27 protein-coding genes are annotated in these 26,870 nt (G+C 65.3%); 10 read left to right on the forward strand and 17 right to left on the reverse strand.

The window, feature by feature from the left end:
• Nucleotides 1-54: 54 nt before the first annotated feature.
• Nucleotides 55-246 (reverse strand): hypothetical protein, encoded by a 192-nt coding sequence (locus tag JWS14_RS43975; protein ID WP_206016579.1) that lies wholly within the window; start codon nucleotides 244-246, stop codon nucleotides 55-57.
• Nucleotides 247-267: 21 nt separating this feature from the next.
• Nucleotides 268-597: an ANTAR domain-containing protein gene (locus JWS14_RS43980; protein WP_095870648.1), complete on the reverse strand. Its 330-nt coding sequence runs from the start codon at nucleotides 595-597 to the stop codon at nucleotides 268-270.
• A gap of 341 nt (nucleotides 598-938) precedes the next feature.
• On the opposite strand from JWS14_RS43980, the gene JWS14_RS43985 reads away from it, so the two are divergent.
• The 5 genes from JWS14_RS43985 (at nucleotide 939) to JWS14_RS44005 (ending at nucleotide 4,926) form a co-directional block, all read left to right on the forward strand.
• On the forward strand, nucleotides 939-2,351 hold the full coding sequence (locus JWS14_RS43985; protein ID WP_206016580.1) for a WS/DGAT/MGAT family O-acyltransferase: 1,413 nt from the start codon (nucleotides 939-941) through the stop codon (nucleotides 2,349-2,351).
• A 60-nt stretch (nucleotides 2,352-2,411) separates the two neighbouring features.
• Nucleotides 2,412-2,561: a hypothetical protein gene (locus JWS14_RS43990; RefSeq protein WP_206016581.1), complete on the forward strand. Its 150-nt coding sequence runs from the start codon at nucleotides 2,412-2,414 to the stop codon at nucleotides 2,559-2,561.
• A 414-nt stretch (nucleotides 2,562-2,975) separates the two neighbouring features.
• Nucleotides 2,976-3,590, forward strand: coding sequence for a hypothetical protein (locus JWS14_RS43995; protein WP_206016582.1), 615 nt, complete (start codon nucleotides 2,976-2,978; stop codon nucleotides 3,588-3,590).
• Nucleotides 3,591-3,609: 19 nt separating this feature from the next.
• Nucleotides 3,610-4,224 (forward strand): RES family NAD+ phosphorylase, encoded by a 615-nt coding sequence (locus tag JWS14_RS44000; RefSeq protein WP_241031788.1) that lies wholly within the window; start codon nucleotides 3,610-3,612, stop codon nucleotides 4,222-4,224.
• A 138-nt stretch (nucleotides 4,225-4,362) separates the two neighbouring features.
• A complete protein-coding gene (locus JWS14_RS44005; RefSeq protein ID WP_206016584.1) occupies nucleotides 4,363-4,926 on the forward strand; it encodes a hypothetical protein in 564 nt (187 codons plus the stop codon).
• Nucleotides 4,927-5,056: 130 nt separating this feature from the next.
• On the opposite strand, the gene JWS14_RS44010 is transcribed toward JWS14_RS44005, so the two are convergent.
• From JWS14_RS44010 to JWS14_RS44030, 5 genes are all read right to left on the reverse strand, one after another.
• Complete coding sequence (locus JWS14_RS44010; RefSeq protein ID WP_206016951.1) at nucleotides 5,057-5,404, reverse strand: histone-like nucleoid-structuring protein Lsr2; 348 nt, start codon at nucleotides 5,402-5,404, stop codon at nucleotides 5,057-5,059.
• 537 nt (nucleotides 5,405-5,941) lie between these two features.
• Nucleotides 5,942-6,187: a helix-turn-helix transcriptional regulator gene (locus JWS14_RS44015; protein WP_133987316.1), complete on the reverse strand. Its 246-nt coding sequence runs from the start codon at nucleotides 6,185-6,187 to the stop codon at nucleotides 5,942-5,944.
• A gap of 1,465 nt (nucleotides 6,188-7,652) precedes the next feature.
• On the reverse strand, nucleotides 7,653-8,381 hold the full coding sequence (locus tag JWS14_RS44020; protein ID WP_241031855.1) for an IclR family transcriptional regulator: 729 nt from the start codon (nucleotides 8,379-8,381) through the stop codon (nucleotides 7,653-7,655).
• Entirely contained in the window at nucleotides 8,371-9,726 is a 1,356-nt protein-coding gene (locus tag JWS14_RS44025) for an MFS transporter (protein ID WP_206016585.1), read from the reverse strand. Before JWS14_RS44025 ends, JWS14_RS44020 begins: the two co-directional genes overlap by 11 nt.
• A 195-nt stretch (nucleotides 9,727-9,921) precedes the next feature.
• The gene (locus tag JWS14_RS44030) at nucleotides 9,922-11,238 is read right to left on the reverse strand and encodes an MFS transporter (protein ID WP_141474310.1); all 1,317 of its coding nucleotides are present in this window, start codon (nucleotides 11,236-11,238) and stop codon (nucleotides 9,922-9,924) included.
• Nucleotides 11,239-11,564: 326 nt separating this feature from the next.
• Between JWS14_RS44030 and JWS14_RS44035 the strand changes: the two genes are divergently transcribed.
• From JWS14_RS44035 to JWS14_RS44055, 5 genes are read left to right on the forward strand one after another with little or no spacing between them, the layout of a single operon-like run.
• Nucleotides 11,565-12,047 carry a MaoC family dehydratase gene (locus JWS14_RS44035; protein ID WP_206016586.1) on the forward strand — a complete coding sequence of 161 codons (483 nt, stop codon included), beginning with the start codon at nucleotides 11,565-11,567 and terminating at the stop codon, nucleotides 12,045-12,047.
• Nucleotides 12,044-12,871: an HpcH/HpaI aldolase/citrate lyase family protein gene (locus JWS14_RS44040; protein WP_206016587.1), complete on the forward strand. Its 828-nt coding sequence runs from the start codon at nucleotides 12,044-12,046 to the stop codon at nucleotides 12,869-12,871. The genes JWS14_RS44035 and JWS14_RS44040 overlap by 4 nt, the downstream gene beginning before the upstream one ends.
• Complete coding sequence (locus tag JWS14_RS44045; RefSeq protein WP_206016588.1) at nucleotides 12,856-14,022, forward strand: acyl-CoA dehydrogenase family protein; 1,167 nt, start codon at nucleotides 12,856-12,858, stop codon at nucleotides 14,020-14,022. Before JWS14_RS44040 ends, JWS14_RS44045 begins: the two co-directional genes overlap by 16 nt.
• A gap of 38 nt (nucleotides 14,023-14,060) precedes the next feature.
• Nucleotides 14,061-15,302: a CaiB/BaiF CoA transferase family protein gene (locus JWS14_RS44050; protein WP_241031789.1), complete on the forward strand. Its 1,242-nt coding sequence runs from the start codon at nucleotides 14,061-14,063 to the stop codon at nucleotides 15,300-15,302.
• 23 nt (nucleotides 15,303-15,325) lie between these two features.
• Nucleotides 15,326-17,293, forward strand: a complete 1,968-nt coding sequence (locus tag JWS14_RS44055) for an acetoacetate--CoA ligase (RefSeq protein ID WP_206016589.1) — start codon at nucleotides 15,326-15,328, stop codon at nucleotides 17,291-17,293.
• Nucleotides 17,294-17,357: 64 nt separating this feature from the next.
• Here the strand turns inward: JWS14_RS44055 and JWS14_RS44060 are convergent, their stop codons facing one another.
• From JWS14_RS44060 to JWS14_RS44105, 10 genes are all read right to left on the reverse strand, one after another.
• Nucleotides 17,358-17,501, reverse strand: a complete 144-nt coding sequence (locus JWS14_RS44060; protein WP_206016590.1) for a hypothetical protein — start codon at nucleotides 17,499-17,501, stop codon at nucleotides 17,358-17,360.
• An 87-nt stretch (nucleotides 17,502-17,588) separates the two neighbouring features.
• On the reverse strand, nucleotides 17,589-18,431 hold the full coding sequence (gene istB, locus JWS14_RS44065) for an IS21-like element helper ATPase IstB (RefSeq protein WP_005245523.1): 843 nt from the start codon (nucleotides 18,429-18,431) through the stop codon (nucleotides 17,589-17,591).
• Entirely contained in the window at nucleotides 18,428-19,369 is a 942-nt protein-coding gene (locus tag JWS14_RS44070) for a Mu transposase domain-containing protein (RefSeq protein WP_206016591.1), read from the reverse strand. The genes istB and JWS14_RS44070 overlap by 4 nt, the downstream gene beginning before the upstream one ends.
• Before the next feature lie 634 nt (nucleotides 19,370-20,003).
• Complete coding sequence (locus JWS14_RS44075) at nucleotides 20,004-21,473, reverse strand: aldehyde dehydrogenase (protein ID WP_241031790.1); 1,470 nt, start codon at nucleotides 21,471-21,473, stop codon at nucleotides 20,004-20,006.
• A gap of 80 nt (nucleotides 21,474-21,553) precedes the next feature.
• Nucleotides 21,554-22,000 carry a cupin domain-containing protein gene (locus JWS14_RS44080; RefSeq protein ID WP_206016593.1) on the reverse strand — a complete coding sequence of 149 codons (447 nt, stop codon included), beginning with the start codon at nucleotides 21,998-22,000 and terminating at the stop codon, nucleotides 21,554-21,556.
• A gap of 62 nt (nucleotides 22,001-22,062) precedes the next feature.
• Nucleotides 22,063-22,998, reverse strand: a complete 936-nt coding sequence (locus tag JWS14_RS44085) for an NAD(P)-dependent oxidoreductase (RefSeq protein WP_206016594.1) — start codon at nucleotides 22,996-22,998, stop codon at nucleotides 22,063-22,065.
• Nucleotides 22,995-24,380 (reverse strand): MFS transporter, encoded by a 1,386-nt coding sequence (locus tag JWS14_RS44090; protein WP_206016595.1) that lies wholly within the window; start codon nucleotides 24,378-24,380, stop codon nucleotides 22,995-22,997. Before JWS14_RS44090 ends, JWS14_RS44085 begins: the two co-directional genes overlap by 4 nt.
• 417 nt (nucleotides 24,381-24,797) lie before the next feature.
• Entirely contained in the window at nucleotides 24,798-25,247 is a 450-nt protein-coding gene (locus tag JWS14_RS44095; protein WP_241031791.1) for a zinc-binding dehydrogenase, read from the reverse strand.
• A gap of 8 nt (nucleotides 25,248-25,255) precedes the next feature.
• A protein-coding gene (locus tag JWS14_RS44100; RefSeq protein WP_420855166.1) for an IS5 family transposase occupies nucleotides 25,256-26,165 on the reverse strand; the annotation gives its coding sequence in 2 pieces (ribosomal slippage) (nucleotides 25,256-25,771 and nucleotides 25,773-26,165; 909 coding nt in all).
• A 30-nt stretch (nucleotides 26,166-26,195) separates the two neighbouring features.
• Nucleotides 26,196-26,777: an alcohol dehydrogenase catalytic domain-containing protein gene (locus JWS14_RS44105; RefSeq protein ID WP_206016596.1), complete on the reverse strand. Its 582-nt coding sequence runs from the start codon at nucleotides 26,775-26,777 to the stop codon at nucleotides 26,196-26,198.
• Between the last annotated feature and the right edge of the window lie 93 nt (nucleotides 26,778-26,870).

Genomic DNA, 26,870 nt, shown 5'->3' on the forward strand with positions numbered 1-26,870 from the left:
GTCGCGGCATGCGGTTTCGGCCGGAGTCGTGACCTCGGTCCGATCGCCGGGCAGCTACGTGTCGGTGCCGAGTGCGGACTCGGCGGCGGGCGGGGCCGGGTGGTCGTGGACCACGTGCTCCCACCAGGAATCGAGCGGGCTGGGTTCGGGCCACACGATCGTGTCGTCGGCGACCGGCGACGCGCTCTCGCCCGGTTGGCTCGATGCGGTTCCGGTGGTGTCGTTCGAACAGTCGGTCTCAGACATGATCGTGCGCATCCTGTCGCGTCAGCTCGCGTGCGCGTGGCGGCGTGGGGGAAGTTGGGTGATCAGCTGGTCCCATTCGTCGAATCGGATGGCGTCGGACCGGCGGCGACGGGGTGCGGGTCCGGCGGCGAGGTCGACCAAACTCCGGGCGGCGCCGAGGACGGTCAGATGATGACGGCGGGATACGTCGAGGAGTTCGTCGAACGCCTGGGCGTCGCTGCAGCCGCGGGCGGCGATCAGGATTCCCTTCGCGGTGGCGAGGAGTTCGCGACCGTCGGGCCGCCGGCGGGGAATCAGGCGCGTCGGGCCGGGAACCGGGGTGAGGGGTGATTCGGTGGTGTCCTCGATCATGGGGCGTGGTCCTTCGCTCTCGTGCATCGGCCGGGATCCCGCCGGTGTGCCGACAAATCCCCGCAGGACAAGACGATGTGAGTCACGTCACTGTCGATGCCTGATCAGTTCTAGCACACGCCGCCCGCCGTCCATCTACACAAACGTCCAGATGGAGGTGGACATCTGCGCAGGTGGCGCGGGTGACCGCGGTGCTGTACAACGGAAACGGCGAGACCGGTTTGTGATCTGAACCACACATAAACGTTACTTTGAGAGCCGATTACATCGACTTGACCATCAGTTCCAGGGGCGAACGGATCGCAAGGCGGATCCGGTTTCGGGAACGGTAAAGGACACGCATGCTGTTACCGATGGCACCGACCGATTCGCTGTTTCTGCTCGGCGAATCCCGCGAGCATCCGATGCACGTCGGCGGCCTGGCGGTCTTCACCCCACCAGAGGGCACTTCGGCGGCCGATCTGCGCGCGATGTTCGACACGGCCTTGGCCGGCGACCAGGTGGCGGCGCCTTTCCGGAAGCGGGCCCGCCGTTCGGTCACCTCGCTCGGCCAGTGGGGATGGGACCACCTCCCGCACCACGAGGTGGATCTCGAGCACCACGTGCGCCGCGACGCGCTTCCCCAGCCGGGCGGCATGACCGAACTGATGACGTTGGTGTCGAGGCTGCACGGCACCCTGCTCGACCGCAGTCGCCCGCTGTGGGAGATGCACCTGATCGAAGGACTCGCCGACGGCCGCTACGCCGTCTACACCAAGATCCACCACGCGCTCGCCGACGGTGCGTCGGCGATGCGACTGCTCCGCGACAGCATGAGCGAGGACCCGCACCGTCGGAACATGCCCGCTCCCTGGCAACCGCGCACGCCACTCGCCGCCGTCCCGGCACCGACCGCGAGCGGCGACGCCGACACCGCGGTATTCGGCTCGGCACTGCCCTCGATGGCGTGGGACGCCGCCCGGGCCGCCGCCGGCGAGGTGGCCGGACTCCTGCCCGCAGCGGTCGGCACCATGGACCGTGCCCGCCGCGGCAAGGGCGGCGCGGTCTCGCTCACCGCGCCGCACACCCTGTTCAACGTGCCGATCAGCGGAGCCCGGCACGTCGCCGCCCGCTCCTTCCCCCTGGAACGGATCCGCCTGCTGGCCAAGCACGCCGACGCCACCATCAACGACATCGTGCTGACGATGTGCGCGGGCACTCTCCGGGCCTACCTGCACACCCGCGACGCGTTGCCGGACAATCCCCTGATCGCGATGGTCCCCGTCTCTCTCCGCGCGCCGAATACCGGGGCCGGAGGCAATCGGGTGGGCGTGCTCATGTGCAACCTGGCCACCCACCTCTCCAACCCCGCGCACCGCCTCGAGACCGTGCGCAACTGCATGAACGAGGGCAAGGCGGCCCTTCAGGCGATGAGTCCGGCCCAGGTGCTCGCGATGAGCGCACTCGGCGCCGCCCCGCTCGGAGTCGAGATGTTCCTCGGCCGCCGGGGTCCGCTGCGACCACCGTTCAACGTCGTCATCTCCAACGTCGCCGGCCCCCGAACCCCGTTGTACTGGAACGGGGCCCGACTCGAATCCCTCTACCCGCTCTCCATCCCCACCACCGGGCAGGCACTCAACATCACCTGCACCAGCAGCGACGACCAGATCGTCTTCGGCCTCACCGGCTGCCGCCGCACCGTCCCGGACCTGAACCCCATGCTCGATCACCTCGACGCCGAACTCGACCTCCTCGAAACCGCTGTCGGACTCTGACCCCGACGCCCCACCCGCGCAGGATCGCCCCCACATCGAGACGAAGGCAGGAATCTCACGATGACCACCCCGACCACACCAGCCACCGCGATCAACGCCGGCGTGCGCGGTCCCGCGCACGCCGCCGCGATCAGTGCCGAAGAAATCAAGTCCCGGATCGAGGCCATGTTCGCCGACGACCGCCCCGATCAGCAGCGTGAGGCCCGCTGACACCGCCGCCTAGGTTCTTCTTGCGGGTGGTGCCCGACCTGGTTCTCGCGACGACGTGGGCGTCGCGAGCGGTGTGATGGGAATCGTCGAGAAATCGATCAGCGAGGGGCCGGCCCCAGTGTGCGGGACCCACCCCCATACTCGATGTCTTCGTCGACGCTCCAGCCCGTTGGATTCGCCTTACACCGTGGCGCATCGTTCCTGCTGGTCACATGCTTGTCGCACAGACCGTGGGCATGGCGCCCGCACACTGTGCACGAGTGGCGTCTGCCGGCAGCGGCCCAGGAACGGGCCGGCTCGGCGGGCTATGACATCGCGACCTCCTTTTCCGGGCCCTGCCCTCGAACGCAAATCTACGGTAGACTTCTATATAGAAGTGGTAAGGGTACTTGCCCGGGCACCAAGGAGGGGAACATGGCGCACAAGACCGCAGGCTCGAGCTACGAGTCCGATCCGCAACAGCAGCGCGGCGGCGTGAGCGACCACGAGTTCATCGCCCGGATGCGCGCCGAGCTGTACAAGAGGCCGAGCATGCGGCTGGTCGCCGACCGGGTCACCCACATCATGCTGGCCGGACGGATCGATCGAGACGACCCGATTCTCGAGCTCATCGAATCGGACGACATCCTCGACGAGAAGACGGTGCTCAGCGACGCCGTCGAACGCATCCTGTCGTTCCCGCATCTCTCCGCCAAAGAGGTCGCCGACAACTACGGCAAGAACTGGGCCAATCCCAGCGATGCGCTGCGCAAGCTCAGCGCCAAAGGGGAGGTCATCGGGCTCAAGCGGGCGGGGAAGTTCCGGTATCCGGAGTTTCAGTTCTCCCTGGCGGGCGAGGCGAATCAGGTGGTGCGGGAGGGCAACGTGGTTCTCGGTGCCCGGGATGATCCGTGGGGGGTCGCGTCGTGGTGGCTCTCGCCGAACCCGTCGGCCGAAGACCGCAAGTCTCCGGTCCAACTTCTGGACGAGGGATCGTTCGACTCCGTGCGCGCGTTGTTGCGCGCCGAGATCACCGACGACCTTGCCTAAGCGCCCACCACCGGTATCGGTGACCGCGCATATCGGGTCGCTCACCGCGGGAACCAAGCTCTGGCGCATCCACTCCGGCGACCCGAGCCGGGGCGTCTTGACCCTGAATCCGACCCCGGCGGGAGCGGGAGGCGGTCGGTTCGACTCCTCCGACGGGTCGTACCACTACAGCTATTTCGGGGAGGACATCTCCACCTGCATCGCGGAGACCTACTGCCGGTCGCTGCCGCTCGATGATCACGTTCCGAGAATTTTGCGGAAGGCCAAGCTGGCCGGTCGAGTCCTGTCCCAGGTCACCGTCACCGACGACGTCCCCGTCGCACTGGTGCACGGCTCACATCTGGCGGCGATCGGTCAGGACACCTGGCTGACGAAATGCGACCCCGTCGACTACCGGATCACCCGGGACTGGGCGGCATCCATCCTGCACGGGACCGACGGGGTTCTCGGGATCAAGTACCGGGCACGCAACGACGAGGACAGGTTCTCCGTCGTCATGACCATCAAGCCCAATGCCGGTGTGGGGCTGCATGATCTGATGACCGTCTCCCGGGGCCCGATCGTGCTCGATGACCGCGCCGGAGTGGAGCTGGTCAGATCCCATCTCGCAAAGTACAACGCAACACTCATCTAAGCGTCTACGTCGATCTCCCACTGTCTGTCACCGCTGTGGCGCGCGTGGGAGATAAACCGATGAAAAGCCAACCGTCAGTGCAGTATTGTTCCCTGCCTATCAACGACGCCGTGAGAGACCGCGTAGCAAAGGAGATCCATGGGACGCTCGAAGAAAGCAACGCAGGCCACGCAGGCCGCGAAGAAGAGGCGGAACAAGGCCAAACGGCAGACCCGCGGCACAAACCCGATCGCGAACGCGAGCTTCCCCGACTCCAGGGCAATGGTCCTCAACAACCCCTTCGACGCGACCGCACAGGGGGCGCTCATCGAACTGGCACCGGAGCTGACCGTCGAGGAGTACCACAAACTCCGGGACACCGGCGACAACCCGAAGCCTGATGAGTACGACCTTGTCGATCCCACCCTCACGCGCATACTCCAGGGTCGCCGCGAGTGGGAGAGCTACGAAGACGGCACGTGGGATCACGTTCCGAACCGGGACCACGCCGCGACAGCCTGGGGTGAGTTTGCCCAACCACTACATATCGCGGTCGGCTTTGCCGCCGCCGATGGACCCCGGTGGGAGGTCCACCATCCCTCCCCGGACGAGGATTTTCGCACCCCTGCCGAAACCTACACCAGCCGAGACGCCCTCCTCGCCGAACTCGACCGACTCGAACACCTGGGCCACCAGCCGATAGATACCCGATCAATTCCCTAACCGGCCGGCAGCACGTCGGGCTGTGCCACCTTCAACCTGTGGACGACACCTTCAGGGTTGTCGCCGCGGACCGGCCACGTGGGGGTCCCATACGCCGTAGTCGACACCACCCTCGACTGGCGATGCGGTGTCAGTGGGCGTCGTGGAAGGCTTGCACGATCTCGGCACGGATCCGGCCCCGAGCGGACATTTCGTAGCCGTGTTCTGTCGCCCACTCCCGAATCTTCTTGACCTCGCCCGTCCTCGGAGTCGACCCGATCGGGTCCGTCACCCGATTCGCGCGGCGCTTCCTTCCGCCGACCCTCCTGGAATGCGCAATCCAGTAGTCGAGAGCGTCGCGGAACTCCTTGGCGTGCTCGGTCTTCAGATCGATCTCGTACTCGACGCCATCAACCGCGTAGTTGATGCTCTCCCCCTCGTCGCCGAACACGGTCCCGTCGATATCGTCCACCAACTCCACCACAGCCCTATGCGCCACGGATTCCACTCCCACCTTCATCGGCACCAACGAAACAACAGTACTCGCGCCGGACAACACAGCATCGCTAGCTACGCTAGCTATGCTTGCATCGCACCAAAAGCAGGCGATCAGCCTCGTCGTTGCACAGCACCCTGTCACCGTTTCCGAGCGGCCGCCGCCGCAATCCATTGAGGATCCTCATCAACGGCGCTCACCGGCTTTTCACCAGACGACCCCAACGCACGCGACACCCACGCCACTTTCGTCACGGTGATGCAATTCGAGCGCCAGTCGCCGTACCGCCCCTCCGATCGCCCCGTCCGACAACCGACCCATGAAGCCGCAGAAGCACTCTCGGGCCTACAGGTGCGGCATCAACGGCATCCGTCGGGCCGGATGCACGTACAGCATGCGCCCACCTCCGCCTGGTCACACCACCACTCCCCCGCGCAGGGGCTCCGCTGGCGTGGTGCGGCCCAGCCCCACCCAGGTGCAGGTGGGCGAACTCCCGCGGACCGGCCTCCAGGTCTTCGGTGTCGCAACAATGAAAGGTGCTCACTCGGCGCGGCGCCGACGTGGTTTGCGGATGTCGGTGCGCGCACCCTGGCCCGGCCTGTTGTTCGCCCACTCGACGATCTCCGAGCGCTTCCACAGCGGAGTGCGGCCGATCTTCTCCACCGGCGCCGGCGCCTGCCCACGGGAGACGTACCCGCGGAACGTCGAGGCAGACAGCTCGGTACCGGTTTCCTCTTTGATCAGGTCGACGACCTGGTCGGTGGTCAGTCGATGTGGGTTAGCCATCTGGTGAGAGTCCTTCCTGTTCATCGCCTTCTCGGCGATGCGGGGGTAGTTCGGTTGCAGTGCGGCGGTCGGCCCGGCAGACCGGCTGCGACACGACGGCACGCTGTGCGGGGCTGTCCTCGACAGGGACCCTACAACGGCGTGCTGTAATGCCCGCACACGCGTTCGGGGGTCTGATAGCGGTCCATACGTTCCAACACTACAGCGATGAGTTGCAAGGTTTGGACCCCTTGGAGAGGGTCCCTCTAGCTGGACGGCACGTACCCGAACATCATGTGTCTCTCCTCGAACCGAAAGGGACCTGCTCGCTTGCGACAGCAATGTCGACATGTCGTTGTCCTAACGGTCGATCTCGCGCAAACTCTTTGCCGAGCGTGCGCGCGGAAACTTCCACGTCGACGTTCCGCAGCCAATCGTTCAGGGGTGTCTCCCGAGCGCAACGGCCGGGGTGAGCACGCCCTGCCCCGTCGGGGAGAGACAGACTCAGTGCCGACTCGCCGGGGCAGTGACGGCACGCGGCATGGCGACCGCCGTCGCACGTCCCGACATCGCCGTAGACCGCCCGTGCGACCATGAGCTCCCCCGGCGCCACACGTGGCCCCACCGCATGCCAGGCATCGGGCAGGAAGCCACGTGCCGCCGAAGTGAGAAGAAGTGCCCACAGTCACATCGCACGAACTCAGGCGCCACGACCTCCTCATGCCCGTCCCCGCCGGTCACACCGAAAGCGATGAGCACAAGAGCATTCCACGCTTGGAATCGTCGCGTAGCCCGCACCGCCGGTGGCGCTGACACGGGCGACACGGCCCTCGGCCCGGCGACGGATTCGACCTCCCACGCCGCCGCGTCACCCCCCTCGCCACGGTTGACCACGTACCCTCACCCGCTGGAGCAAGCACACAAGAGGAGAGACCTCTTCGCATCCTCAAGCGCAGACTTTCCGATGTCGTCTATCGCGCCATGCTCGCAGACCGATCATTGATGGGCTCCGCTACCGCTGCTTGACAGAGGAGCAAGTGACAGTCGCCGAGATCCGGGAAGGACTGGCCGCGGCCCGCGCTGCAAACCAGCCGCCCTTTACCTGCCGTCGACAAAGGTGCGCTACGCGGACTGAAATTCTCCGCTGCATTGCCCGAGGACCTCGCCCGGCGGACCCTGGCCGCACTGGTAAATGAGGCCGGAGCGCAGGTCACGCTAGGCGAGGTGGCGAGAATTTCGGGGGACAAAGTCATACTGCACATTCGGTACACGCACGGGAACGAACCATCGCCTGGCTCGCCGGCTACCGGCGGCTGACCATCCGCTTACGAACACCAGGCCGAACACTTCGCCGGATTACTCCACCCCTCGCCGCCGCCCTGCCCTTCAGCGTGTAAAAAGGATGCGCCGAAATCAAATCCACCGAATTTCTGGCGGTCCCCTTCCCGCATTGATGGCTCGAATCTGCCGCACTGCGGGGTGTCAGCTAGCGGGCTAGACGTGTCGTTATCTGGCGTGCTTCCTCTTTGGCGGCGGCCGCGAACTCGTCGAGACGGTCGGCGATGCGCGTTGTGGGGCCGGCCATGGCTAGGACCGCGAGTAGCTGTCCGTGGCCAAAGACGGGCACGGACACACCACTGACGTCGGGAAGGGTTTGTCCTCGGTTGATGGCGATACCTTCGTCTGCGATCGTGCGGAGTTCGGCTCGGACCTGCTCTCGCACATCCTCGTCCGGAAGGTGCGCTGCGAGATAGCTTTCGCGGAAGGCGTCGCCGGCGTACGCGAGGAAGCATTTTCCGGAGCTGGTGGGGTAGAGCGGTCGGCGGGTGCGCAGCGGGGCGGAGTACCGGATCATCTGGGTCGATTCGATGACATCGGTGTAGACGACGGCGTCTCCGACGAGGAAGGAGAGCATCACGGTTTCGTTGAACTTGTTGTGCAGCGCTTCCATGCTGGGCCGGGCGGCGCTGTCGATGGGCACTGTTGGTGCTGCAAGTAGTGCGCGGACGGCCGAACCGATGGTGTACCTGCCGCCCTCGTCGTGGAGGTAGCCGTTAGCGACCAGGCCTTTGATGAGGACGTGGACAGAGGAGCGGGGAGCGTCGATTGCCGCGGCGAGGTCGGCGAAGCGGGTCCCGTTCTCACTGCGAGCAACGAGCTCGAGGATGTTGGTGACCCGAGAGACTGTGCGGTGTTCTTTCGCGTCACCCGGCATTGGCACTGTTGCTTCCATCTTTCGGCTCGTCGGTCGGTTCACGATACCGTCCGGCGATGAGGGTGCCGCGGGCGAAGGGTGCGTGGTTGTTGCGCTGCGAACTGCTGGGGTAGACGTGGTCATGGCAATCTATTCCGTTCGTGTGGACGGTATCGGCGGGGTGGGACAGCGGTCGCGTCCGCAGATCGTTTAGGAAGCCCCGGCGTGCCGCGGTCAGCAGGGCGGCGGCGACCAGCATGGCGGCGGCGCAGGTCCGCCATGCGGTGGGGTAGTCGGCGTACGAGACGATCAGCCCGAACATCGCCGGGCCTGCCGCGCCGCCGGCGAAGGCCCCGGCTTGGAGTGCCCCCGAGGCGGCACCGGGCGCGTCGCGCCCGATCCGCACGATGGCGAAGAGTAGTAGTCCCGGCCAGGCCCAGCCGATCGAGAAGGTGAGGATCGCTGCACCCCAGAAGGTGGGCACGGTGTCGATGGCAAAGATCAGGAAGCCGCAGGCTCCGAGGACGATCTGCCTGATGACGACGGTGAGGTTGCCGCCGTTGCGCCGATCCGCGCGTTGACCGCTGATGAGTCGGGCGCAGATGGACAGGCAGCTGCCGCCCGCCATGAGGTAGCCGGCTTGGGCCGGGCTGATGCCGAGTTGGAATCCCCAGGAGGCGACGAAGGCCCCGAGTGAGTTGACTGCCATGCTGGCCATCCCCATACCGCAAGACGCCAGCACCAGCGCGGCTCGCGGTGGGCGTTGCAGGTGGTGTGCGGTCGCCGTCACGCGGGTGCTGCTGGGGCGGATCCGCAGTCCCCTCAGCGTGAGCAGTGCTGCCGTGATTGCGGTGAAGGCGAAGGTCCACCGCCAACCGATCAGCGTTCCGATCGCGGGAACCGAGAGCCCCCCGATCAGGATGGCCAGGGGAACGGCGGATTGCTTCACCGCGAAGCCCAGGCCCTGCCGATGAGCTGGGATGGTGTCGGCCAGGGAGAGATTGGCGGTGATCTGCAGGACGGCGTTGGCGACGCCGAGGACGACGAGCGTGAGGGTCAGGATCGAGTAGGAATGCGCGACCAGGGCCACCCCGGCACCACCTGCACAGGCCGTGACACCGGCCAGCACCGTGCTGCGGCGGCGGCCGAGGCGGTCCAGGAAGCGTCCAGCGAACGTCGCGGTGAGTGCGGCGGCAGCGAAGAAGCCGCTGACAGTGAACCCGAACTGGGCCTCGTCGAAGTCGAGGTCGCGGCGGATGAGGACGGACTGGGCACTCAGCAGGTAGACCGGGATGGCACCGACGGTGGACAGGGCGCCGGCGGCGACCATCGAGCGGAGAAGCTCGGGTGCTTTTCCCACATGCATGGCGTGTTGACCCTCCGGTTTCCTCGACTGCGCCCAGCGGCCTGGCAGGGTTTGAGTCAATTTCTGCCAGGTTCGGCGTACTGGCGAGTGCCTTCATCTGGGAGGCCGTGTCGATCGGGACGTCCTGCCACCGAACCGATGCGTCCAGCCGTCGCCCTCCATGGTGAGGAACGGCCGGACGCATCGGCTCAGGTATTAGGCGGTGTCGGCGCGGCGGTCGACGTTGCGTTGTTGATCGAACAACGAACCGCCGGCGATGAGGAGCGCGCCGACGATGAAGAGCAGGGACACTCCCCAGGTCGCGTTGGTCGAGGACATGGTGACCATGGTCAGGGCGGCCAGCGGGGCGAGACCACCGGCGAAGGCACCCCCGACCTCACGGCCGGTACCCAGTCCGGAAGCACGGACCTCGGTGGGGAATTGGCGGGCGAGGAAGGATCCGGAGGCGGCGAGCATGGCGGGGACGGCGATGCCGGTGGCCAGGATCAGTGCCCCCCAGATGTAGACCGGACGTCCGGTGTTGAGGAGCCAGAAGAAGGGGAAGGCGATGGCGGCGGTGCCCGCGGCTCCGAACAAGATCACTCGCCGGGAGTCGACGATGTCGCAGACGCGGCCTGCGATCGGCACGGTGACGATGGCGACCGCACTCGCGAGGGTGATGCCGAAGGCCCCGATGTTGGCGGCGACATCGCGGAATTCGGTCAGATAGGACAGCGAGAAGGTCTTGAAGACGTAGCTGACGCCGTTGTATCCGACCGTGATGGCCATCACGACCATGAGTCCACGCCAGTCGGACTTGAACAAATCGCGCATCGGCCGTGACTTTTCGAGCTTCTTCTCCTGGGCGGCCAGGCGCTCGAAATCCGGGGTTTCGGGCATCTGCCGTCGTACCCAGAAGCCGAGGCCGACGAGGGCGAAGCTGGCGATGAACGGGATGCGCCAGCCCCAGCTGTAGAGGAACTCGTCACTGAGGCTGGTCAGGATGGCCACCGTCAGCGAGGACACGAGCAACCCGATGTTCACGCCCAGCGCCGGCCATGAGCCCAGCCGGCCCCGAGACTTTTTGTCGGCGTGCTCGTAGGACACCGCGATCGCGCTGCCGAACTCCGCGCCGGCGCCGAGACCCTGTGCGATGCGCAACGCCACCAACAGGATCGGGGCGGCAATGCCGATCGACGCGTACGAGGGGATCAGGCCGATGAGACCGGATGAGATCCCCATGAGCAGGAAGGTGATCGACAGCACCGCCTTGCGGCCGATCTTGTCGCCGAGGACGCCGAAGATCATGCCACCGAAGGGACGCGCGAGGAATCCGACCGCGAAGGTGGCGACCGCGGCGAGCGTGCCGGTGGCCGAGTTCTCCGAGGGAAAGAAGATCGGTCCGAACACCAGGGCCGCCATCGAGGCGTAGAGGTAGAAGTCGAACCATTCGAGTGCCGATCCGATCACCACGGCGGGACCGACGGACTTGTGCGCCTTCGGTGGTGAGGTGGTGGTACTGGGTGGGGTCATTTGCTCGGTCACGTGGCTGGATCCTTTTCTTCTGTGGTCCATGGTCGCGGTTGAATGCGTCGTACTCGAAATCGGGCCGAAGATTGCGCTTGGAAGCGGCAACGCGTAGCCCGCACATTCACAGTGTTCATATTTATGGACACGAAGTTCTCATGTATGAACCCGAAACGGATGCTAGGGAGTGTGCCACGTCACGTCAAGTCCTCGAGTTTGGGCCCGGCCACGCGACAGCCCGACACCCCCCGCCCGCTTGACAACGTGGCGGACCTCACGCAACACTCGATCTGTCCATATATAAGGCTATTCAGTCCATATTTAGGAACAAAATGAAGGTGTGCATCCACCAACGCGGTCTGTACTTCGAGGAACTCGATCCCGAGGTGATCTACCGCCACAGTCCCGGCCGGACCGTCGAGGCCGCCGACAACACGCTGTTCTCAACATTGACGATGAATCCGCAGAGCCTGCATCTGGACGCGGCGGCCTCGGCACGCACCGAGTTCGGGGAACGGCTGGTCAACAGCATGTTCACCCTGTCGACGCTGATCGGGCTCAGCGTGGCGCAACTGACTCAGGAGACGACCGTGGCCAACCTGGGCTTCGGGCAGATCGCCTTCCCGACGCCGGTCCTGGCCGGCGACACCCTCTACGCCGAGACGACCGTGCTGAACAAGCGAGAGTCGAAATCGCGGCCGGAGGTCGGGATCGTCGAATTCCTGCACGTCGCGCGAAACCAGCGCGACGACGTGGTCGCAGAAGCCCGCCGCACCGCAATGATGCGGCGGCTGCCGCCCGAGGACCAGCGATGACCATCCTCGGGCCAGGGCCGTCCCTGCTGTTCTGTCCGGGCGATCGCGGCGACCGGTTCGACAAGGCCTTGGGACGCGCCGACGTGGTCATCTTCGACCTCGAGGACGCCATCGCGCCGGAGCAGAAGGATGCTGCGCGGGCCCAGGTCGCCGCGGCCGCCGCGGCCGAGCCCGACCGCGCCGTCGTGCGAATCAACGCCGCCGACACCCCGTGGTTCGACGACGATGTCGCCGCCATGCGCGCCGCGGGAGTACGTACCCTCATGCTTCCCAAGGCGTCCCGTTCCGAACAACTACGTGCCCTGCACGGATTCGACGTGATCGCCTTGTGCGAGACCGCCGCCGGGGTTCTGGCGGCTCCCCGGCTGGCGGCGGAGGCGAACTGTGTGGCCCTGATGTGGGGCGGGGAAGACCTCGTCGCGGACATCGGCGGCCGGTCCAGCCGTGGACCCGACGGCCGGTACCGGCCGATGATCGAGCAAGCGCGGGCGACGGTTCTGTTCGCGGCCGCCGCCGAAGGCAAGGCTGCCATCGATGCCGTCCACATCGACATCTCCGACCTCGACGGACTCCGGCACGAATCGATCGAAGCCGCCGCTATGGGGTTCCGCGCCAAGGCCTGCATCCACCCCGGACACGTTCCCCCGATCCGTGAGGCCTTCCGCGCCACCGACGATCAGATCGAGTGGGCCCAGTCCGTCCTCGCCCATCCCGACGCCTCCACCGGCGGGGTGTTCCGGCTCGGCGATCAGATGATCGACGCTCCCCTGATCGCCCACGCCCACACCATCATCGAAAGGACCATCTCATGCACTTCGAACTGACCTCCGAACAGCAGGAACTGCGCGCCGGTGCCCGCGAACTCGCCCGGAGCTTCTCGGACGACTACTGGGCCGAACGCGACGAAAAGTGCGAATTTCCCTGGGAGTTCTACGAGGCGTTCGCCAAGAGCGGCTGGCTCGGCATCGCCATTCCCGAGCAGTACGGCGGCGGCGGTCTGGGGATCTTCGAGGCGTCGCTGCTACTCGAGGAGATCGCCGCCTCCGGCGCCGGCATGAACGGCTGCAGCACCATGCACCTGACCATCTTCGGACTGAACACCATCGTCAAGCACGGCAGCGAAGAGCTCCGCCAGCAGATCCTGCCCGCCGCAGCGGACGGATCCCTGCACGTGTGCTTCGGCGTCACCGAACCGAACGCCGGCACCGACACCACCCGCATCTCCACCTTCGCCAAACGCGTCGACGGCGGCTACATCCTCAACGGCCGCAAGGTGTGGATCACCAAGGCCGGCGATTCGACGAAGATGGTGCTCATCGCCCGCACCACCAAACGCGACGAGGTACAGCGCTCCACCGACGGCATGTCGCTGTTCCTGATCGACATCGATCCCAAGCACGTGCACCTCAACGCCATCCCGAAGATGGGCCGCAACGCCGTCTCCTCCTACGAGGTATTCATCGACGACTACTTCGTCCCCGACAGCGCCCGCATCGGCGAGGAGGGCAAGGGGTTCAAGTACCTGCTCGACGGCCTCAACCCCGAACGCATCCTGCTCGCCCACGAGGCCCTCGGCATCGGACGCGCGGCCCTCGACCGTGCCGTGCAATACGCCAAGGACCGTGTCGTGTTCGACCGGCCCATCGGACAGAACCAGGGCATCGCCTTCCCTCTCGCCGAAGCCGTGACCCGCCTCGACGCCGCCGAACTGATGGCCCGCAACGCGGCCTGGCGCTACGACCAGGGCCTGCCGTGCGGTCGGGAGGCGAACATGGCCAAGTGGCTGTGTGCCGACGCCGGTTTCAAGACAGCCGACCAGGCCATCCAGACACACGGCGGCATGGGGTACGCCCGCGAGTACCACGTCGAACGCTACTTCCGGGAATCGCGGATTCTTCGTTTGGCCCCGGTCAGTCAGGAGATGGTCATGAACTATGTCTCCAACCATGTCCTGGGCCTGCCCAAGTCCTACTGACCATGAGTCCTACCGACCACGATCGGACGGTTACCACTGTGCTCACCACCCCACCACCGGACACCGGAAGCCTCACCGGCCTGCGTGTGCTCGATCTGTCCCGAGTTCTCGCGGGCCCCCTGTGCACCCAGATGCTCGCCGATCACGGCGCCGAGGTCATCAAGGTCGAACCCCCCAACGGAGACGAAACCCGCACCTGGGGACCGCCTTTCGTCAGCGACACCATGAGCGCCTACTTCAGCGGCGTCAACCGGAACAAGTCCAACATCTGCCTGGACCTGCGCACCGACGACGGGCAGCGGGTGCTCGCGGACCTGCTCACCGACACCGACGTCCTCGTCGAAAACTTCAAGGCCGGCACCCTGGCCAAGTGGGGCTATCCCGACGAGCTGCTGCGCGAGCGGTACCCCCACCTGATCCAATGCCGCATCACCGGCTTCGGCACCGACGGACCCATGGGAGCCATGCCCGGATACGACGCCGTCGTGCAGGCCTACAGCGGACTGATGAGCATCAACGGCGAAGCCGACGGACCGGCTCTGCGCGTCGGAGTGCCGATCGTCGACATGGTCACCGGTATCTACGCCTTCTCCGGAATCCTGCTCGCCCTCAACGAACGTCACCGAACCGGCATGGGTCAACTGGTGGATTGCACACTGATCGACACTGCGATCTCCCTGCTGCACCCGCACTCCCCGGCTCATCTGGCCGACGGTCGCATCCCCCAACGCACCGGGTCGGCACACCCCACCATCGCCCCATACGACACCTTCGACGCAGCCGACGGAAAGATCTTCATCGGCGCCGGCAACGACCGCCAGTTCCGTCACCTGTGCACCCTGCTCGGGATTCTCGACGTCGCCGACGACCCGCGGTTCGCCACCAACGCCGACCGCGTCAGCAACGTCACCGAGCTGCGCCCGCTGCTCGCCGAGAAGATCCTCCCGTTGCAACGACACCGGTTGGCGGCAGAGCTTCTCGCCCGCGGGGTACCGGCATCCGCGCTGCACAATGTCGCCGAAGCCCTGCGCGACCCGCACGTGCTCCACCGGCAGATGGTCGTGGACAAGGACGGATACCGCACCACCGGGGTACCGATCAAACTCAGCCGCACTCCGGGCAGCGTGCGGGTCCCTCCCCGCGACCGCGGCGCCGACACCCGGCGCATTCTCACCGGTCTCGGATACAGCCCCGCACAGATCGACGCACTCATCGACTCCGACATCGCACACACAGATGTCATCGACTCGCCACAGCCGGCCGAAGCTGCCCGCCCCTGAGCTCCCCACATGAAGGACACACCATGACCGACCCCGTGTGGACCCCCACCGCGAGGCAGATCGCCGACGCCCGAATCACCGACTTCGCCGACTGGCTCTGTCGGCACCAGCGGGCAGAAATCTCCGACACCACCGATTACGCGGCGCTCTGGCAGTGGAGCATCGAGCACGTCGAGCAATTCTGGACTGCGATCTGGGACTACTTCGACATCGGCGAACGCGGTACCGGACCGGCGCTCACAGGTGATCGGATGCCCGATGTGCACTGGTTCCCCGATACCGAACTGAACTATGTCGAGTATCTATTCCGGCACGCCGAACCGGACCGGACCGCCCTCGTAGAGGTCGACGAAGACACTGGTACGCGCATCACGCTGACCTTCGGTGATCTGCGCACCCAGGTGGCGGCGTTGGCCCAGACGCTGCGCAACCTCGGTGTCGACCGCGGCGACCGAGTCGCCGGATACCTGCCGAACACCGCCGAAGCGGTCACAGCCTTCCTCGCCACCGCCAGCCTGGGGGCGGTGTGGGCCGGTTGCGGGCAGGACTACGCACCGGCCGGGGCAGCGCACCGCTTCGCGCAGCTCGAGCCCCGCGTTCTCGTCGCCGCAACGGGATACCACTACGGTGGCCGGCACCACGACAAACGACAGTCGGTCGAGGAACTCCGCAGGCTCCTGCCGTCGGTTCGACGCACCATCCTGACGGACCGCAATACCGGTCTTCCCGACGATCCTCACTACCTGTCCTGGAGTGACGCCACCTCCGACACCACCACGCCCCTCTCGGCCGAACCGGTGCCGTTCGATCATCCGCTGTGGGTAGTGTTTTCCTCCGGAACCACCGGCCAACCGAAAGGACTCGTCCACGGGCACGGCGGCGTGCTCCTCGAGCACCTCAAAGCGCTGGCGTTCCACTTCGACCTCGCCCGCACCGACCGCCTGTTCTGGTACACCACCCCGTCGTGGATGATGTGGAACTTCCAACTGTCCGCACTGCTTCTCGGCGCCAGCATCGTCTGCTATGACGGCAGTCCAACCCATCGGCACGTCGACACCATCTGGCGCATCGCAGCACAGACGAGCACAACTGTGCTCGGCACCAGTCCCGGCTACCTCCTCGCCTGCGAAAAAGCCGCCTGCACCCCCCGCGACGAACACGACCTGACGATGCTGCGCACCGTCGGCGTCACCGGCGCCCCCTTCCCGGCAGCATCTGCCCACTGGGTCGCGTCGCACGTCGGCGCCGACATCCCCGCTGTGTCCATCACCGGCGGCACCGACGTGGTCACGGCCTTCCTAGGCGGTGCCCCCACCGTTCCGACCTGGCCGGGCCAGATCTCGTGTCCCTGGCTCGGCGCCGCCGTCGACGCCTTCGACGACACCGGCGCCCCGGTACGTGATGCGGTCGGCGAACTCGTCGTCACCTCACCCATGCCGTCGATGCCCGTGTCCCTGTGGAACGACACGGGCCACCGGAAATATCGCGAGGCCTACTTTCACACGTACCCCGGTGTATGGCGTCACGGCGACTGGGTGACCCTCACCACCGCTCACGGCATCGCCGTGCACGGTCGCTCCGACGCCACCCTCAACCGCAACGGCATCCGCATCGGCAGCGCCGACATTTACGACATCGTCGAGGAACTCCCCGAAATCGTCGAAGCCTTGGTCATCGGTGTAGAACGACCTGACGGAAGCTATTGGATGCCAATGTTCGTCGTTCCGGCCCCGGGACAGGTGATCGACGACGACATAAAGAACCGCATCCGTCACCGGTTACGAAACGAAGCCTCAAGTCGACACGTCCCAGACGACATCATCACCGCACCCGGCATCCCACACACCCGCACCGGCAAGAAACTCGAGGTACCGATCAAACGGATCCTGCTCGGCCACAAACCGACCGACGTCGCCGACCCCGCCACCATCGACAATCTCGAAGTTCTCGACTGGTACGCCCACCACGCAACAACATCGATGAACACGTGAATCACTACCGAAACCACAGTCTGTACGCGGATCCACCACCGGCCACCGGCGACCCGGCCACACCTCACACACCGGGCATCGCAAACTTCCACACCGCCACCACACCCACCCCCATGACCCCAACCCCGGCGTACAGAACGGTGCCCACCACACTGACACGCAACCCATGCAGCAGATTGGCGCCGAGGTTTTCGGTAGTCCGTGCCATCGCAACTCTTCTCCTCACGTGCAGGTGATGACGCTCGGCGAAAGTGCTCAGACTTGCTCGGTGAAAGTGCCCACCTGTGAGCGGTGATTACTGTAGCGGTTGGCGGGGTGTGGTGGTGGCTTTGCGGAGGTTTTCGGAGCGGGCGTGATGATCCCGAAGGCGGTAGGAGTCCCCGTCCAGGTTGAGCACCACGGACCGGTGCAGGAGCCGGTCGAGCATGGCCGCGGCGACGGTGGTGTCACCGAGGACCTGACCCCACTCGCCGACACTGCGGTTTGTCGTCATGATGATCGAGGTCTTCAAATACCGTTGCGTGACAACCTGAAACAGCGCCGACGCCGCCTCGCCGGGCAACGGGAGATAGCCCAGTTCATCGACGACCAGCAGGGTGGGGCCGGCGAAGAACCGCATCGTCGTCGCCCACCGGCCCTCGATCGCGGCCCGGTGGCAGCGGGCGGCGAGGTCAGCGGCGGTGGTGAAGTAGGTGCGGTATCCGGCGTGCACCGCGGCCCGCGCCAGCCCGACCGCGAGGTGTGTCTTGCCGACCCCCGGCGGGCCGATGAGCAGGAGGTTCGTCGCGGTTTCGAGGTAGCGGCATGTCCCGAGTTCGGCGATCAGCTTCCGGTCGAGGCCCGCGGCGGCGTCGAAGTCGAAGTCCTCGAGCGACGCTGGTGTCGGCAGGCACGCAAACCGCAATCGTCCGGCGAGTCGGCGGGCCTCGGTAGCGTCGACCTCGATCGAGAGCAACTCCTCCAGGGTGGCGGTCATCGACAGGTTGGTTTGTTGCGCGCGGTCGAGGACCGCGGGCAGGGCTTCGGCGGCGTCGTGGAGTTTGAGTACCGCCAGATGGCCGCGCAGGCGTTGGTAGAGGCTGGCCGCCTCGGCGGTGTTCGGCGCCGGCACCGCATCGGGGATCGGGGTGGTGGTCATGCGAGGGTGTTCCTTCCGCGGGCGGCCCGCTCGTAGGTGGACAGGTCGATGACCGTCGAGGCCGTTGCAGCCGAGGGTTCGACCGCACTCGATGTTGTGGTGGTTCCGGTGGTGGTGCGGCGCAACGTGTCCGCGGCCTCGATCGCGGCGGGTCCGGGTGGGATCCGTTCTTTCCGGCGGTGCGGGCGCCCGGCGGATCCGACGGCGGCCATGGCCACTTGCTCGAGCGCGTAGACATGACCGTGATCGCGGACGATCACCCCGGCGCCGTCCGGGGCGAGGCGGTGGCGGGCGATGGTGATCTGCGCGGTGGTGACGATGTCGATCACCTCCGATCCGAGGACTTGGGTGACGGTGACCTGGCCAGATGCCAGCTCCGGGGGCACCGAGTACCGGTTGCCGCGGTAGGACACCAGCGCCTGCCGCGATGCGGTCCGGGGTTCGGTGAGGATCGCCGGATACGGTGTGGCCGGCAGCGCGGTCAACGGTTCGGCGGCCGCCACCGTCGCCACCGATGCCTTGCCGTTGTTCGGCAGATCGACCCAGTCCCACTGAGTTTCCTCGCCGGGCGGATGGTCGATCATCGCGTTCGCCCGGTCGGTGGCGTTCGCGCAGGCCTCGCACACCGGGCGGAGTTTGCGGTCGCGGATCTGCCGCGTCAGCGTCGGATACGACAACCGGTAGCCGAGATCCTCGAGTTCGTCGCACAGGGTGCGGGCCCACAGGTGCGGGTCCTCCCGCAGCCGGCAGGTGACGTACTCGACGAACGGTTCGAACGGGTCCTCACGTGCGGGTTTGCGGATACCGGGTGTGGTCACACCGTTGATGTAGTTGCGGATGGTGCGGCGGTTGCGGCCGGTGTGGCGGGCGATCGCCGAGATCGTCCAGCCCTGTTTGTGCAGTGCGTGTACTTCCACGTCTTCCTCCCATGTCAGCATGAGATTGCGGGTCTCCTTCGAATCGCTGGTGTGTGGTCAGAGACCACCAGCATCGAGGGAGACCCGCCCTCATCGGCGGAGCCACACGGGTGAGCACTTTCGGTAAGCAGAACTGAGCATTTTCAGCGAGCGCCGTCACAGGGGTTTCCACGGCACCGCCGCTGACGGTGCACCACACACAGTGAACCGATTTCAGCACCTGCACATCAGCCGAAATACCGACGCCCATACCCGTATCCTGGCCTGAACTTTTTGGGTTCGCTTCAACGTCGCAACACCCATTCCCGACGCCAGGCTCCTCCCTGCAGAAACTACGAAGTTTCACGTCACTCAGGGGTATTCGAACCTCCGGGAGCCGTCGACCGCTGGACAGCTCCAAAAGGAGGGCAGACAGATTGCGGCACAGCAAGAGGGCCCTCGAGTAGCTTCATTCGATCATGATCAGCAGCGGTCCCAGCGCCCATCCCATGTCGGCAGTCCAGGCGATGACCTCGTCTTCGTGGATATCGAATCCGTAGGCGAAGTCGACCGCGACCTATACTGTGAAGGCGGCATGAACCCAGCACACGTACCACGACCCCAACCCGGCCGACGGGGGCGAGGACGGCGGTCGGCGCGAAGTACTCGACGTCCGTCAGGCTCCGACACTTGACGCCAGAGTGTTCGTGAGGCCGTACGACTTGAGCTCGTTATAGGCGTCGAACCCCTCCGGTCCGGACTCTCGACCGATTCCACTGGCCTTGAACCCGCCAATCGGAGCCTGCCACCCCACCGGGCCCCCGTTGATCTCCACGACTCCGGTTCGGATGCCACGCGCGACGGCGAGGGCCCGAGCGTCGTCCCGAGAGAACACAGACCCGCTGAGCCCATACATTGAGTCATTGGCGATGACCACCGCCTCGTCCTCGCTGTCGTACGCGATCACGGTCAATACCGGCCCGAAGATCTCCTCCTGTGCGATGCGCATCGACGGTGTAACTCCGGTGAACACCGTCGGCTCCACAAACCAGCCTCGAGGCAGGTCGGTTGGCGTGCCTCCCCCGACGAGGAGATGTGCCCCTTCCTCCCGGCCCGTCGTGATGTAGCTCTTGACCAGCTCCTGCTGCCGCTGTGCGACAAGGGGCCCGATGTCCGTGGCCGGATCCATCGGATCACCGACCTTCAATCCCTCCATCATGCCCACTAACCGGTCTCCGATCTCCCGCTCAAGCCGGCGCGGTACAACAAGCCGGGTCTTGTTACTGCAAGTCTGGCCACTGTTCCGCAACGACAGAGCGCGCACGTTGTCGATCACCACGTCCAGATCCGCGTCCTCCAGCACCACTGCGGCAGACTTACCCCCAAGCTCCAGAGTGACCCGACGCAGATCGCGGCCACACAATGATGCGATCCTGCGACCGGCCGCCGTCGAGCCGGTGAAGGCTACCTTGTCCACATCCGGGTGCGTCACCAGATGCTCGCCCGCCTCACGTCCCGCCGGAACGATGTTCACCACTCCGGCAGGAATTTCGGCCTTGTCGAGCAACTCGCCGAGCAGATACGTGTTCAGGGGAGCTTCGGGAGCAGGCTTGACCACGACGGTACAGCCCGACAGGAGCGCGGGAGCAAGTTTTATCAGCAACGACAGCAACGGAGCGTTCCACGGGATCACGATGGCCACCACTCCCACCGGCTCCCTGGTCACCAATGCCTGTGCTGCAGATGATGTCCGAACTGAAGACCAGGGATAACCCCCGGCCAGATCGAGAAAGCTGTCCACCAACATTCGCGGAGAGCGGGACTGCATCACCCGCGACAGCGATATCGGGCACCCCATCTCGGAGGTGACCAGCGACGCGATGAGCTCCTCGTTCTCGAGCATGTACTCACTGAGCCGCCGAACGGCACCCATCCGCTCTTCCAGCCGCAGTCGCGGCCACGGACCGGCGTCGAAGGCCCGCCGAGCGGAAGCTACCGCGTGGTCCATGTCCTCACGCGATCCGTCCGGCACCTCCGCGATCACCTGCTCCGTGAACGGAGAAACGACAGCGATCACATCGGAAGATGCGGGCGCACGCCACTGTCCGTCGATGTACAGGTCATCGTAATTGCCTTGCCACACCACTGAATTACCTTCCATTGTTGATCACTCTGCAGGCCAGGTGAACTCGACGCGGTCGTCGACCGTGCACACCCGGTTCACGATCAGTCGTGTGGCCGGACCATGAAGCACAGAATGCGGGCCCCGACCTCACCTGCGATCCACGCGTGCCGCGCAGCAGGGAGCACGATGGCGTCTCCGGCCGCCAGTTCGATGTCGGCGGTGTCCAGTCTGCACACGACCTCGCCCGCTACGACGAAGTCGAAATCCGCCGTGCGCGTGTAGTGCATTCCGTCATCATCGAATGCGTCCTCCATTCCGGGGAGCGATGCGACAGCACCCGCTTCGACGACCGCCAGGCGCCAGCGGATATCGCCGGCCTCCGGTTCGATGCCGGACAGCGCCGCACAGGGGTCCAGTCGCGCCAGGGCCGACCTGATACTTGGCACTCCCCCGAACCAAAGGGTGTGCGGGTCGTCGACGGACAGCGACGACTCGCTTCGCACGAACGACCGACCCTTCTCGTCCACACCGACCATCACCAGTTTCATCCGAACTCCGATCTCTCTCCGCACCATTGTTTCGATCCCGATCGGGTAAGCCCCCGACCGCGCTACTCGTCGCCGTCACCGAACCGCACTCCGGCCCACTGTGCGTATAGACGGGCGATATTGGTCGAAGCCAACTCCCCTCCGTAGTCGGCAACGGCGATGCGGACCAATTCAGCGATGACGTTTCCGGCCGGCATCGGAGATCCGAGTGTCCGGGCGAGGGTCACCGCCTGCGCGCAGTCCTTCTCGAGGAGCCGGGAGGCTCCGCCGGACTCAAGCGAAAAGTTGCCCCGGAGAACGAACTCCGGGAACCGGTACTCGGTGCAGAAGTTTCGGCCGGAGCTCGCTTGGATGGCATCGACCAGAGCTGCAGGGTCCAGACCTGCCTTCATGGCCGAGACGACCACCTCGGATGTCAGGATCATCTCGGCGGCGACCAGGAGATTGTTAAGAGATTTCGCGACGTGGCCGCTTCCCGCCGGACCGAGGTGATGCACGCTGGAACCGATGAGGTCGAGCACCGGGCGGTGCACCGCAAGGTCGTCGGCCGAAGCACCCACCAGCAGCGTCAAGCATCCGTCCGCTGCGGCACCCGCACCACCGGTCCCGCTGACAGGAGAGTCAAGGTACCTGATACCGGCGTCCCCGAGTCGCTCCACGATCTCGGATGTCTTCGCCGGGTCCCCGCTGGTGAGGTCGATCACCGATCGAATCCCGCCCGACAGCGCTTCAGCAGACCCGTAAGCCGCAAGACCAGACTTCGGATCGAAGAGGATCTCGAGGACCTGCGCCGACGAGGGTGCGCAGACGAATACGGTCTCGCACCGTCGAGCAACATCCATCGGAGAGTCGACCACCGCAACTCCTAGCGCAGCTGCCCGATCCCTCGCAAGGGCCGAGAGGTCGTAGCCGTGGACCTCGATTCCCTGTGTTACGAGGCGGTGTGCGATCGCCGCACCCAGTGACCCGAGACCGACAAATCCGACTTCCCGGATCACGAAATCACCCGATCAGTAATATCTTCCATCCCGGAGATGACACCGGCGTCGGTTGCCTCGGGCATTCCAACGGCCATTCCCTTTGGGAGTTCACGAATGAACAGACCGGCGATCAGCGACACCGCGGCCGCCGTCGACATGTACGCGGCCACGGCGTGCCATCCCCCGGTCGCTGCCTCCAGCCACGTCGCCACGAACGGCGCCACCGATCCGCCGGCAACCGCTCCGACCGAAATCGCGACTGCAGTCGCGCTCAGGCGCATGCTCGTCGGGAACGAGAGGGCGAAGAAGGTCGAGTAGGCCGACAGCCCCGACGAGTAGCCCACGATCATCAGGAAGAATCCGAGGAGAATGAGCGAATACTGACCCGTCTCGAGCAGCGCGAACCACAAGAACGGGACGATGATGAAGATCACGTTGGAGGCGAGGAACACCGGCTTCCGCCCCACCTTGTCGGTCAACGCCCCGAAGGCAGGGACCAGGAACACTGCGAAGATCGTCGTGATGATAATGGCCGAGAGGATCGTGCTCTTGGGGAGGTCGAGGATGGTCGTCCCGTACGAGATGGAGTAGACCGACAGGATGTAAAAGTTGACACCGATCCCGATCATCCCGAGCACGACCAGCAACATCCGGCCCCAGTACTGAGTGACCGCGTCCTTCAACGGTGTCTTCCGCACGGCGTCGAGTTCGGCGACGACCTCGAAGTCCTCCGCCTCCTCCAGGCGGTAGCGAACGAACAGGCTGATACCGACGAGCACGGAACTCAGAAGGAACGGGATGCGCCACCCCCACGACATGAACTGAGGATCCGGGAGGAAGGCCAGCACGAAAAACACCGCGTTGGAGATGAGCATCCCCCAGGCACCGCCCGACATGACGAGGGCACCAACGAATCCACGACGTCCGACCGGGGCACTCTCGACCGCCATGACCGTAGCGCCAGCCTGTTCACCGCCGAGCGCAAGTCCCTGCAACAGTCGCACGATCACCAGCAGAATCGGCGCCATCAGCCCTATTTGGTCAAAGGTCGGCAAAAGGCCGATCGCGAGGGTGGCGCCACCCATGAGAAGCATCGTCAGGAAGAGCATGCGCTTCCTGCCGATGCGGTCCCCGAGTTGGCCGAACAGAGCCCCACCCAGCGGCCGCACGATGAAGGCGACGGCAAAAGTCGCCAACGACAGCAGGGTGCCAGCCAAGGGGCTGACCTGCGGAAAGAACAGCTTGTTGAAGACCAGGGTCGCGGCGGTGCCGTAGATGAAGAAGTCGTAGTACTCCAGTGCGGTACCCGTCCCGCAGGCGAAGACCGTCCGGTACAACGATCGAGCCTCTCCACTCGGTGGCGACGTACGGTCGGGGGCGTTGATATCTGGCGCGGTCATGAAGACTCCTGAAGGAAGGGCACATACGCGGGGAATGCTCCCGCCGTATGTACGGCGACGGAGCGAACGGGAATAGCCATATGTGTTCGATATCACGAATGCAGGTACGTTATCGCGGATATTTCTCGTCTGTCAATGCCTAAAATCGGCCGGGGCTCGACAGGGAAATGACGGAAAACCCCCAGGCCGGAACATTATTCGATCCGGGATGACAGCGCTGCCGCGCACCAAGCGACGTTCCGATATCTGAACGCCGTGGACCGGCACGCAACGCCCGCGGCGGCGGGTCAGTCTCGCCACATGACAAAGCTGGCACGGTTCGCGTCGACATACCCGAGATGACCCGAGCCACGCACGTCTCGCGATCCGCGCCAGCCTTCCGAGGACAACCCGGGCCGGGAACTTCGGCAACCACGGTCAGGGCACGAACGCACCCTTGCCATCGGTCTGCTCACTGAACCACCGGTACGCATCCTCTGCGTCGCCCAGAGACCACGTGTGCGTAAACAGGTCGTCGACTGGAAGATTCCGTTCCATGACGAATCGCGCGCACCGCATCTGTTCAACCGTGGACATCGTCCACGAGGTCAGGAGGGTCAGCTGCCTGCGAAGGGTGTCACGTGTGTTGAAATGGACATCCGCTCCCACACCCACGAAGCACCCACGCCCCCAAATCGCGAGACTGTCGATGCCCGACTGGGCGCCCCGACTGTTGCCAGAGGTCTCCATCATGAGCTCGGCGCCGGTGCCTCCCGTGAGCCTGCGAACCGCGTCGGCAACGTCTTCGTTTGCCGGATTGACCACCGCGTCCGCACCGAACGTCAGCGCCTTCTGCAGCCGCGCATCCGACAGGTCGACCGCGATCACCCGGGCTCCTAGGGCATGTCTCCCAATAACTTGAGCCACTCGACGATGCCGGCGAGCAGGAATCCGGCGCGGTAGGTGAGGGCGAGTTTGTCGTAGCGAGTGGCCACCGCACGCCACTGTTTCGCCTTGTTGAAGGCCCGTTCGACCACGTTGCGCCCCTTGTAGGACTCCGGGTCGAAGTTCGGCGGCCGCCCGCCCGCGCGGCCCTTGTTCACCCGGTTCGCTGCCTGATCGGTCTTCTCGGGGATCACCGCCTTGATGCCCTTGCTGCGCAGCAGCTCCCGGTTGGCCCGTGATGAGTACGCCTTGTCGGCCCGGACCTCGTCGGGGCGCGTGCGGTGCGCTCCGCCCGCGAGCCGCGGCACGCAGATGCCCTCCAGCACGCGGGCGAACATCGGACTGTCACCGGCTTGGCCGGGGCCGACCAGCACCGACAGTGGGCGCCCGTGACCGTCGCACGCCAGGTGCGCCTTGCTGGTCAACCCGCCCCTCGACCGGCCGATGCCGTGATCGGCAGGCTCGTCACGCAGGTTCGTGTAATTCGGTAGATCCCCCTGTGTGGCGGGCGGCGTTCGCACCGTGCTGATGGACACGGACCACTGTGGACTCGACCGATACCGCCCAGTCCAGGTTCCCGCCGGCGTCGGCCATCGCGACCAGAGCCGTCAGCACCCGATCCCAGGTTCCGTCTCCGGCGTAGCGGCGATGTCGCTTCCACACCGTCTTCCACGGCCCGAAATGCGACGGGAGATCTCGCCAGGGCAACCCGGTCCGCAGTCGATACAGCATCCCCTCGACCACCACACGATTGTTCCGGAACTTCCGCCCCCGGAGCCCATCGGAACTGGGCAACAGCAGCTCGAGCAACTCCCACTGCTTGTCCGTCAACACCTCAAACCGATCAACAACGTCTGCCACACCGAAGAGTCTGCAGCACAACACCACAAATCATTGGGAGACACACCCTAGAGCGACGCCCAGCATGGTGGCGGAGGCCCCGACCGGGCCTTGCCCGACCACGACGAGGGTCTTTCCTCCCACGTCACCCAGGCGTAGCAGCGCTCCCCAAGCCGTGCCCGTTCCACACGCGATGGCGGCCCCCGCCTTGAAGCTCAGTTCATCGGGTAGCGGCAGGATCTGTGCGGCAGGGACCTTGATCATTGAAGCATGCCCGCCGTGCTCGTTGACCGAGCTGATACGGGGCTCCATCGAGGTGCACAGTTGAGACCACCCCGAACGGCACTCGCTACAGGTGCCGCATCCCCAATAGTGATGGATCATCACGCGATCGCCCACCTGCGCAACATGACTCGGAACCCCTTCGCCGATCTTCTCGACGACACCACACGGCTCATGGCCCTCGATCACGAGATCCTGCCCATCGGCAGCCGGCGCGTGGTACGCGTGCAGATCACTGCCACACATGCCCGACGCCCGGACACCGACGACCACCTCTCCGTATCCCGGTTCGGGGTCCTGGAACTCTCGAAGTTCTACCCGGTCGTTCCCGGGGAAGACGATACCTTTCACATGAATCTCCTTAGCTGTACGGCGGCATCTCGGTGCCTGGCACCGTCGAGGACCGAGATCGACTCGGACACCTCCGGTTCGGACACAGCGACA

It is taken from the genome of Rhodococcus koreensis (genome assembly GCF_017068375.1).
GTDB classification, from domain to species: domain Bacteria; phylum Actinomycetota; class Actinomycetes; order Mycobacteriales; family Mycobacteriaceae; genus Rhodococcus_F; species Rhodococcus_F koreensis.